The organism is Syntrophomonas sp. UBA5494 (genome assembly GCF_002426325.1).
In genome coordinates, this window is sequence record NZ_DIPG01000060.1 from 8,160 (window position 1) to 18,530 (window position 10,371).

The window sequence follows — 10,371 nt, forward strand, 5'->3', positions numbered from 1 at the left end:
AATGGCAGGGTGGTAAAAGGAATTAATTTTGTGAACTTGCGCGATGCCGGGGATCCGGTGGAACTGGCCGCATACTATGATAAAGAAGGTGCGGACGAGTTGGTTTTCCTTGATATCAGCGCATCTTCGGAAGGCCGCAACACTATGATCGAGGTGGTCCGGAATACGGCCCGGGAAGTATTTATTCCTTTTGCTGTAGGCGGAGGTATCCGCAATCTGGATGATATCAGGAACATACTCAAAGCCGGGGCCGACAAGATATCTATAAATTCGGCCGCGATCAAGGACCCCGGTCTGGTTGAGGAGGGGGCGCGCAGATTCGGCAGCCAGTGTATAGTAGTGGCGATAGATGCAAGGTCCAAAGCTCCCGGCCAGTGGGAAGTATTCATCAATGGCGGCAGGACACCGACCGGCATGGATGCTTTGGAGTGGGCCCGGAAGGTTGAAAGCCTGGGGGCGGGAGAAATACTGTTGACCAGCATGGATAAAGACGGAACCAAGGATGGCTATGATATCCCTCTAACCCGGGCGATTAGTGAAATGGTCAATATTCCGGTAATCGCCTCCGGAGGCGCCGGCAATCTGGAGCATTTGTATGATGCGGTTGCCCAGGGCAAAGCGGATGCGGTTTTATGTGCTTCCATATTTCATTACCGGGAATATACGGTTTTACAGGCCAAGCAATATTTAGCTGATAAAGGAGTGGCAGTTAGATTATGATAGAAAATATTAAATTTAATGAACAGGGGCTGGTCCCTGCCATTATTCAGGATGTACAGAGCGGACAGGTTTTAATGATGGCTTATATGAATCAGGAATCATTACAAAAGACTATGACCACCGGGCATACCTGTTTCTATTCCCGCAGCCGGCAGGAGCTGTGGATGAAGGGGGAAACTTCCGGCCATGTGCAAAAGGTTAAACAAATCCTGTACGACTGTGATGCCGATACTCTGCTGATCAAGGTGGAACAAACCGGGGCTGCCTGTCATACCGGTCATTATTCCTGCTTTTACCGGGATGCGGAGGGTAATGAAATCGAACCCGCCGCTTTTGATCCGGACCAGGTATACAAGGCAGATGCTGAAGGTCCCGGAATACTATATGAGCTTTATGATGTGATAAAGTCACGGCAGCAGGAAATGCCGGAAGGCCATTATACTACTTACCTTTTTGACAAAGGCATAGACAAGATTTTGAAAAAAGTGGGCGAAGAATCAGCGGAAGTCATTATAGCCTCCAAGAACCGGGTCAAGGAAGAAGTAGTTTATGAAGTATCGGATTTATTCTATCATTTGCTGGTTCTCCTGGTAGAGCAGGGAGTGGAACCGGGGGATATTTTTGCCGAATTAAAATCCCGCCGCTAAACGATAATTTCAGCCCCGATTAATATACAGCCATAATTGAATTATCTAAACCACGGACGCAGAGCCGTGGTTTTTTTATATATAGAGGTAGGTTATGCGGGGTTGGATATTAAGAACGCTTTCAGCAAATACTCGGAATACGGAGGCCGGCGGTTAGGCATAGCCCGTTTGCTCCATGCTCCGGCAACGGAAACACCAGCGGCTCATTTCGCGGTTGATGGGGCACCGCTCCTATTCACATCCGTGTTCAAAGTCGCGCGAGCAGCATCCGTGCTGCTCGACCCCATCAACCGCTCAATTTTGCCGGGTGTTTCTCACCGCCTCCGCAAGTCGCGCCCGGGCTATGCCTAACCGCCGGCCTCCGTAAGCACATCTCATATTTGTAGCCAGCTCTACGGACCCGACGATTTAAGGTACGGGGACACACTCTTAACAGGGAATGTCTTCATCGCAAGCCTCAGGGCTGAGTGTTCCCCGGTAATTCTATGTATTATTGTTTTTATTAGGATCTGTGTTGATCATAGATAATCAGTGTCCTTCTGGGTTGAATTATCTAAGCGTCCTTCCGGCTGAATATCCTGAATCCTCATCAATTCTGGTTCTAATCGTGCAAGAAAAAACATAAAACAAACGTATAGTTATTAATGGTATAATTGCCATAAATGAGCGGAGATGGGAGGCAAACTTGTGGAAAAGCGAAAGTGGTTGGTGGTATTGCTGGCGGTGTTGATGCAGGTTACGTTTTTACCGGGCTTGGCCCGGGCCGAGCCAATAGCTGTGCCGGTGGGCACGCCACCTGCATGGACGGGGACAATAACTGGTACAGGTTCTGAAGCAGTAATATCCGGGTCAGATGAAATAATAAGCCAGGAGAAGGCCCTGGCAATCTTTGGCGAGGCTTTCCCCGATATTACCCGGGGTAAGAAATTAACCGCAGAATTACAGGAAGACGGTAATGATAATCCGATGTGGCTTATACGTTCAAACGAAAGAAGCTGGCTATTCGGTAATGGGATCGAGATTAGCGGCAACGTTGATGCCCGGAGCGGAGATATTTGCGGTATGAACTATAGGCCCGATCCGGCTTTCTATAAGGACAAGAAAATTAGTCTAACCCGGGAACAGGCTTACGAAGCGGCCAACAAATTTTTGCTCAAGTTCCAGCCGCATAAGTACGGCATGCTGAAACTGAGTGAAGAGGAAGTCAGACTGGCTTATCCGGAAACCCCTATGAATTTATATTACAATTTTAACTGGAAACGGGTGGTAAACGGGACAACGGTCGACTGGGACAGTATCAATGTAGGGGTTGACGCCTACACCGGCATAGTTACCCGTTACTATTGCAACTGGCATAAGATTGAGACTGCCGACCAAGGACAGTTGCTCTCCCGCCAGAAAATCGAGCAGATTTTAGCAGATAATTTGGAACTTGTCCCTTACTACACTTATGAACGAAACCAGGGGCAGACCAGCGGAAAGATTATACCTGTTTATAAGGTCGATATTGATGCTGCCGCTATCGATGCCCGTACAGGTAAATTTGTGGATAGCTGGGGGAAGGTCAAGCAAAATGATGAACTTGGGATTTACGATGGCGATGTTAAACCGGTGCTTGGGGGACCGGCAATTAATGAACCTGCCTGGACCGATACCATGGTCGATCCCGAGATAGCCAGAAAAGCCGCCGAGGAATTTTTTAAATCCATGGGTTATGAGGGCAAGATACGCAAAAACGGCGGGGGAAGCAGCAGCGGTCCCGGATTTAAAGACGAACATTGGTCATATGCCCCTGTGGATGAAGGCAACAACCGCCTGCGGGTTGAAGTTAATGCGTTTACCGGTCAGGTGGTGGGTTTCCGGGAGGAATCAGTTGAAATTAGCGGTACGGCTGACTTAAGTTATAGTCAGGCTTTAGTAAAAGCCCGGGAAGCGATTAATAAATATGACCCTGACAAGGTGGGTGCAGTAATTTTAAACCGTAATGAACATTGGATCGATGAACGTCCCTATTACCATTTTCGCTTTCAACGGTTGCTGAATGGCATTCCCTTTGAGCGGGATGGCATAACTGTCGGGGTAGATGGAAAAAGCGGAAAAATAATGGATTATTCCCGGGAGTGGCGTCCGGTGCAGTGTCCCGGCTTGTCTCAACTAATACCTCCGGAGGAACTTAAGTCCCAGGTGTTGGAGAAAAATCCTTTGCAATTGAGTTATATGTTTACCATGGATGAGCATTACCAGCCTACCGGGGAGAGTCTGCACGTCTACCGTATACCCCAGGTGCAGCTGAATGCTCTTACCGGGGAACCGGTTAATTCCTGGGAGAAAATTATCACCGCAACCACAAAGCCGGCCTGGAGTCAACACTGGGCTGCCCCGGGCCTTTCCCTGCTGAAGGAAAACGGATTAATAGCCAACCAGGACTTTAACGCTGAAGACACAATAAGCCGCCGGGATATATTAAAAGTGCTGGTAATAGCCACCAACCCCTGGGTGCGGTATGGAGAAGAGCAACCGGTGGAAATTAAACTAAGTGATATCGGCAGCAACGACTCTGATCTGGCTTTCTTCAAGTTGGCAGTTAAGCGCGGTATAATTCCGGGAGAAGGCAAATTCAATCCCCAAAGCAGTATGAGCCGGGAGGAATTGGCGGTGTGGCTCATTAATTCCCTGGGTTATCAGGAGATAGCTCTTATGAGCAATCACATTGAAACCCCGGTTAAAGACAAAGCCCGGATTAGCCCGGATAAGCAAAATTATGTAGGCTTGGCCTATGGGTTGGGCTTGATGAACCCTGACCAGAACGGCTATTGGTACCCGCAGCAAAATGTTAACTGGGCCCAAATGGCTGTTATAGCGGGTCATCTGGCTTACAGGGTATCGGAAGGTTATTAATATGAAGGCGGTTAGCAGTTGATGTTTGACCTGCTTTACTCTAATATGGCAAGAGGGGCATATTTAGCCACCATAATGCGTATGGTTTTATAAAATATTAAGGAGGGTTTTGGTAATGAAAAAACGACTTATCATTCTTGTTACCATGTTGTTTATCTTAATGATGGCGGTTCCGGCCATGGCAGAAGTTAATCTGGATGTAAATGGCAAGGCTTATAAACCGGCCTATGCTCCGCAGGTTGAGGCCGGGACTACGATGATTCCGGTAAGCGTTGCAGCCAGAACATTGGGGGCTGATTTAACCATCCAGGATAAGCAGATAGAACTCAATAAAAATGGCAACATACTTAAAATGACGGAAGGCAGTCTGGCTGCGTCATACAATGGGGAAGACCGTACCATGCCACGGGCTCCTGAATTGAAAGACGGAGAGATGCTGGTTCCCCTGCGTTTTGTTTGTGAAAGTCTGTCAGCGCAGGTTTTATGGCAGGAAGACGCACAAACCGTGGCTATTCAATACCAGGAAAAACGTAATGACATGTCGGCCGAAGAGATGCTGGGCAAGTCTTCCCAGGCCTTGGCCGATGCCAATACTTACAAAATGAAGCTCAATATGGATATGACCCTCGGTATGCAAAGCGGCAGCGAAGGTACAACTATGAACATGAAGACTCAGGCTGATTGTGCCTATCAGGAGAAACCTCTGGTAATGTATATGAAGCAGCAATTATCAGGCGCGTCGGCTGACAGCAGCGAGAAAATAGAAAACGTAAAAGCCGAAGTACTAGTAAATGAAAGTGGAATGTATATGACCATGCCCGATTATGACGGATGGATAAAATTAGAGGTGCCGGGTTTGGATATAAAAGCACTGATGGAGCAGGCCGGAGGTCAGGATGTTATGAGTTCCATTACCAAGATGAAAGAATCCGGTATGTTACTGAACTATGGCAATGATGGCAATAAGGACGGCAAGGATTACTGGGTCCTGAATATAACCATGAGTCCGGATAGTTTCCAGAATTACCTGCAATCACTTATGAAACAGGTACCCGAAGTTTTTAATCCCCCGGCTGAAGCAGCTAACGCTGAAAACCCGCTTGCTTTAGAGGAGTTATTTAAGAATATGCAGGTGGATATGTTCTACCAGATGTGGATAGATCAGAAAACATTCCTGCCCCAATTCCTGGATTTAGATGCCAATATGGACCTGACTATGAAGATCGATGACGAGAATAAGAATCCGGTTGAAATGTCTGTGCAGAGCAAGCAAAACGCTAAATATGAACTATATGATTTTGGAATTGACTTTTCCGTACCGGATGTCAGTTCAGCTATTAGCATGAGTGACTATATGGCCAAGCAGACTGCTGAGATGGGCAATGCCAACCAATAAGAAATAACATATTAAAGCTTTAGAAGCATCTGTCTCAGGCAGATGCTTCTTTATGGAAAAATGCACCAACGTACAGCTTTTATTCTTATATAAAGCAGCCTATTTCCATGCCGGGCTGGTTAGTCCGGTTCGGGTTCGTCACCAGCCAGGGAATGGATTTTGAGGCGGTCGATACGCATGCCCTGCATGCGTACAACTTCCAGTTTGGTTTTTCCGACCGTAATAATATCGCCTTCGGCCGGTTTTTTGGCTAGTTTACCCAGCACATATCCGGCCAGTGTACTGTATTGTTCATCATCTTCTTCAAAGGAAAGACCGAAGTATTCCACCGCTTCATCTATAAACATTCTTCCGCTTACCAGGGTGCTTCCGTCTTTAAGTTTTATTACATCCGGTTCTTCTTCATCAAATTCATCCTGTATCTCACCCACCAGTTCTTCCAGGATATTGTCCATGGTTACGATGCCGGCAGTTCCGCCGTATTCGTCGATTACAACTGCCATATGCTGGTGGAAACGCTGGAATTCCTGCAGTAAAGCGTCCAAGGGCATACCCTCGGGCACAAACAGGATATCACGCTGGATGGAGGTTATGCTGGCTTTTTGGTCTTCTAAATAAAGCAGGTCTTTGATGTGGATCAGGCCGGTAACCTGATCGGGGCTGCCATCACAGAGGGGAAAACGGGTATGCTGGGCTTCGCGGGCTATGTTGATGCTTTCGGCCAGACTATCCTGGGCATATAAAAACACGACTTCGGGCCGGGGAACCATTATTTCTTCTGCTACCCGTTTTTCAAAACGGAAAACATTTTGCAGCAATTCCTGTTCACTCTGGTTAATCTGTCCCCCCTCAAAGCTTTCCGCGATGAGCATGCGCAGTTCTTCCTCAGAGTGGGTAATATCAGCTTCATGGGCCGGCTGCAGGCCAAAAAGCATGGCTACTTTGTTGGCTGTTCCATTTAATACTACTACTCCGGGGTAGAATAAAAAGAAGAAAAAACGCATAGGGCGGGCCAGAGTCATTGACAAGGCTTCAGCTCGTTGAATGGCCAGCGTCTTGGGGGTTAATTCCCCCAGTACCACGTGCAGAAAAGTAATGATAGAAAAGGCTGCTATGAAGGAAATGGAATGGACCAGAGCCGGTGGTGTCAGCCCCCATCGGTTCAGGAGGGGAGTCAACAGGCTGGCGATAGCCGGTTCTCCCAGCCAGCCCAGACCAAGGCTGGCCAGGGTTATGCCGAGCTGGCTGACAGACAGATAATTATCAATATTTTCCAGACATTGGCGCGCCAAATGAGCTTTACGATTGCCTTCCGCCGCCAGCTGTGCAATACGGGTGGGCCGGGCTCTGACAAAGGCAAATTCGGCCGTAACGAAAAGACCGTTAAGTGCTACCAGGAGCAGGGCCATAATTATTTTGAAAAGGCTAAGCAGACTATTTGTCCATACTTCCATTGACAACACACTCCAGGGAAAAGGTTGAAGTTTGTATTATTATTCCCCGGAATGGTTGTTTTGTTGCACCTGAAGTCTCTTAAGGCAAAGCCACCGTGTTTATTTCTTGGAGGTTGGATAAATCATATGCTTTTATCATGTTCTTGGATATGGTATAAAGATTATTGTTTATATAAAGTATGCGCTCTATGTTACTATCATCGTTATACCAATAATCACCCGCCCGAGCATAATCATCCTGGGTCAGATGGGTGATGGTGCCCCGCAGTTGCAATCCGCCGGTCAAATCAATTTTATAAATGTAAGCACCCTGGAAAGCAAAATTGCCATAAGCCGTGATATCTTGCTTGGGATCACTGAGTTTAGCCACAGTAACCGGAAAAGCCAGCAGATTTTTTTCCCGGGAGAAAAGCAGGGCCTTGTGATTGTTAAGCAGTTCCGAATCTGTACCACGGTCGCCGATTATTTCCTGATCCATTTCCACCGGATGAGTTACATCAGTAACATCGAAAATTGCAACTTTCATACCCTGATAATAGGCCTGGCTTTGGTCGTTCCATCCTTTGCCTTCCACCGTATCTTTTCCGAATCCGATAATATGGTTTTCATCATACGGGTGCAGGTAGTTGCTGTAGCCGGGTATTTTTAATTTGCCCAGTATGCGGGGCGCGGCAGCATTTTTTAAATCGATGACAAACAACGGATCGACATTTCTAAAGGTTACCATATATAAACGGGAACCCATAAAACGGGTGGAATATATTTTCTCGCCCGGTGCTATTCCTTCCAGTCGTCCGTTAATCTGCATATTCCGATCCAATACATATACATTGCTTTGGGAAGTATATCTTTCATTTTGCCACATATCGCCGCTGGTAGTGGCAATGCGCAGGCTCTCCTGATTTTCATCCATGGAGAACTGGTTTATTATGGTGCCCGGCACATCTCCCTGGCCGTTGTACTTAATGGCTCCCTGGCTTAAGGCAAAACGATATATCCGGGTTGAAGAACTATCCCGGTAGGTTGGACTTTTTTGCAGGGGGATCGGATTAGCGTTAAAGCTGCTGGCAGCTACATAGAGGTTATTTTCGGAGGCATATATATTTTCACTGGCTCCCAGGAAAGTTTGGATATCGGCCGGACGGGAAGAGTCATTCAAACGAATTCCTGCCACCAGCATGTAACTGGGAGTTATATGACCGGGAAAATAATGGATGGATGAATAATCAACTGATTTAAAATCACTGCCGGCTGCGGTATCGCGATAGGCAGGAGTAGCATCAGCATTGGCGTTTTCCAGGATGTAATAATCTATATGGCGGTTAGCCACCAGATAAAGGTTATGGCCAATTTTGCGGGAAGATACATATTGGCCTTCCAATTCGAGAGTTCTGAGTTTGGTTATTTTAGTTTTGTTGGATATATCGTAAACCATTACGCCGGTAGTTTCCCGGGTGGGGTAAGGAGGGTATATGGAGGGTTTTATGCCCGCTGGTTGCAATTTCTGTCCGGTATGGTGAGCACTTCCCAATACGATCAGACGAGTTTTATCTACATATATTTCTGATGGGTTAAAGTTAGGTTGGTCAAATGCAATGGCAGCTATTTTCTTCATATTTTCAGCCGGATAGGCTTCAATGATGTTTATGCCGGTATGGTCAACCTGATAAATATATTTCCCATCCGTTTTGACTATGTCGGCTTCATCCACTCCCGCTACCTGCAGATTGGTTCCGGAATAATCGGCTGAATCCTGCGCAGAGGCATCCGACTTGGTCTGAACCCGGTTGAGAAGACCTTCGGCCTGGGCCGATACGGTGTCTTGCAGATAATAAGTGTTATATTCCTGTGCTTCTTTTAAGAGGGCTTTCAAATTATCCAACGAACCAACACAAGGGAGAGGCTCAATCTGAACCGGGTTGGAATTGCTGTCTGCGACGGAAATTTTGGCCGGACTGCAGATTCCTATGGTTGTCATTAATAAGAGGATTAAAGCGGCCAATATTAAAAATTTGGCAGGCTGAGACTTCATTATCAAACCACTTCCTTTTCATTTGATTATGTATATATTAATATACTGTTTTATTGTTAATACGCCGCTGGAAAGCTATCCTTTCACGTTTAATCACAGGCTTTACACACATACAGGTCAAACGCGCCGTCTTTTCGGCAACGTATGTGGCCAGCAATCCCATAGTCCGCTTCGGCGGCATCGCCCAAGCCGTCGCTGTGTTAACTATCAAGATTTTCCGATTTCTATCAACGCCTTTGCCCTGAGTAACGAAAACCCGCTGACGAAACTTATCACACCCGTGGTGATTAACAGCCACTCAATTCTGACAGTATCACCCAGAGGCCCGAACACGACCATTCCAAGCGGCATTGCTACGCCGGAAAACATAATCATAACGCTAAACACGCGTCCCATTTTGTCCGGCTCAATTTTGGTTTACATTAATGTCATACTCGGCGTGTTGAACATCGGCATTGTAACGCCGCAAGCGAACATTATACCCAAATATATCCAGAAATTCGGCACTATCCCGAGCAGCACCGACGTCAACCCGAACGCCATACAGGCCAAAACTATCGTGTGAGCCTTATTTTTAAACCCTCCCCATATGGAAATCAATATCCCGCCGATAACCGCGCCGAGCGAGAACATTATCTCAATCGCCGTAAGACGCCATACGTCGTCACCGAAAGTGCGGGCGGTCTGTAAGGGCGTGAGCAACGCGGCGGGTGACGCAAAAAAGCTGAATAATGCGCTGAAACCAAGCGTAATCAATGCGATACAAGCATCGGATATTACAATCAAGTATTTGCGGTTATACCTGTCCGCCCATACGCCCCAATTTTGAACGAGCGGACAAACCTATTGAAGATAGAAACATATCACAAGATAAATTGCAACAGTTTTTTGAAATTCTTACGCCGTTCGCAGTTCTTTTCTGCGACGGTACGGAAATTGCCAAAACAACACCCGCGAGGCGTCGGCTTCGCGGGCTTTTTCTTTGTTTCGGGCTGAAAAATAGGCATTTCTTATTTGAACATCCAATAGGAAGAGTTGAGAACGCTAAGGCATTTAGCGTTTTCAGGTTGGGTTCACTTTTTCGGGATTTTCTTTTTGAACCACCTTGGAACGGTAATTCTCTGAAAATAAACAAAAGCCGATAGTCCGCAAATGCCTTAAAATCAAGGGATTTTGCTTCTATCAGCTTTGTGCTTGTTAAATGGTGCGGATGAAGGGACTCGA

Annotated in this window: 8 protein-coding genes; 5 read left to right on the plus strand and 3 right to left on the minus strand. The window is 46.8% G+C overall.

Annotated features, from left to right (window positions below; all coding sequences use genetic code 11):
- From hisF to B3W37_RS07380, 4 genes are all read left to right on the plus strand, one after another.
- A partial coding sequence (gene hisF / locus B3W37_RS07365) for an imidazole glycerol phosphate synthase subunit HisF (protein WP_483175226.1) occupies positions 1 to 720 on the plus strand: 720 nt, incomplete at its 5' end.
- Positions 717 to 1,367, plus strand: a complete 651-nt coding sequence (hisIE, locus tag B3W37_RS07370; protein WP_483175227.1) for a bifunctional phosphoribosyl-AMP cyclohydrolase/phosphoribosyl-ATP diphosphatase HisIE — start codon at positions 717 to 719, stop codon at positions 1,365 to 1,367. The genes hisF and hisIE, both read left to right, overlap by 4 nt.
- A gap of 687 nt (positions 1,368 to 2,054) precedes the next feature.
- Positions 2,055 to 4,265, plus strand: a complete 2,211-nt coding sequence (locus B3W37_RS07375) for a YcdB/YcdC domain-containing protein (RefSeq protein ID WP_483175228.1) — start codon at positions 2,055 to 2,057, stop codon at positions 4,263 to 4,265.
- Positions 4,266 to 4,380: 115 nt separating this feature from the next.
- The gene (locus tag B3W37_RS07380; RefSeq protein WP_483175229.1) at positions 4,381 to 5,661 is read left to right on the plus strand and encodes a DUF6612 family protein; all 1,281 of its coding nucleotides are present in this window, start codon (positions 4,381 to 4,383) and stop codon (positions 5,659 to 5,661) included.
- A gap of 119 nt (positions 5,662 to 5,780) precedes the next feature.
- On the opposite strand, the gene B3W37_RS07385 is transcribed toward B3W37_RS07380, so the two are convergent.
- Together B3W37_RS07385 and B3W37_RS07390 are read right to left on the minus strand one after the other, a co-directional pair.
- A complete protein-coding gene (locus B3W37_RS07385; RefSeq protein WP_483175230.1) occupies positions 5,781 to 7,115 on the minus strand; it encodes a hemolysin family protein in 1,335 nt (444 codons plus the stop codon).
- Between the two features lie 79 nt (positions 7,116 to 7,194).
- Complete coding sequence (locus B3W37_RS07390) at positions 7,195 to 9,093, minus strand: beta-propeller domain-containing protein (RefSeq protein ID WP_483175231.1); 1,899 nt, start codon at positions 9,091 to 9,093, stop codon at positions 7,195 to 7,197.
- Positions 9,094 to 9,175: 82 nt separating this feature from the next.
- Here B3W37_RS07390 and B3W37_RS07395 point away from each other — a divergent pair, with 82 nt between their 5' ends.
- Complete coding sequence (locus tag B3W37_RS07395) at positions 9,176 to 9,712, plus strand: hypothetical protein (protein ID WP_483175232.1); 537 nt, start codon at positions 9,176 to 9,178, stop codon at positions 9,710 to 9,712.
- Between the two features lie 231 nt (positions 9,713 to 9,943).
- Here the strand turns inward: B3W37_RS07395 and B3W37_RS07400 are convergent.
- On the minus strand, positions 9,944 to 10,371 hold a 428-nt coding region (locus tag B3W37_RS07400; RefSeq protein WP_483175233.1), incomplete at its 5' end, for a hypothetical protein.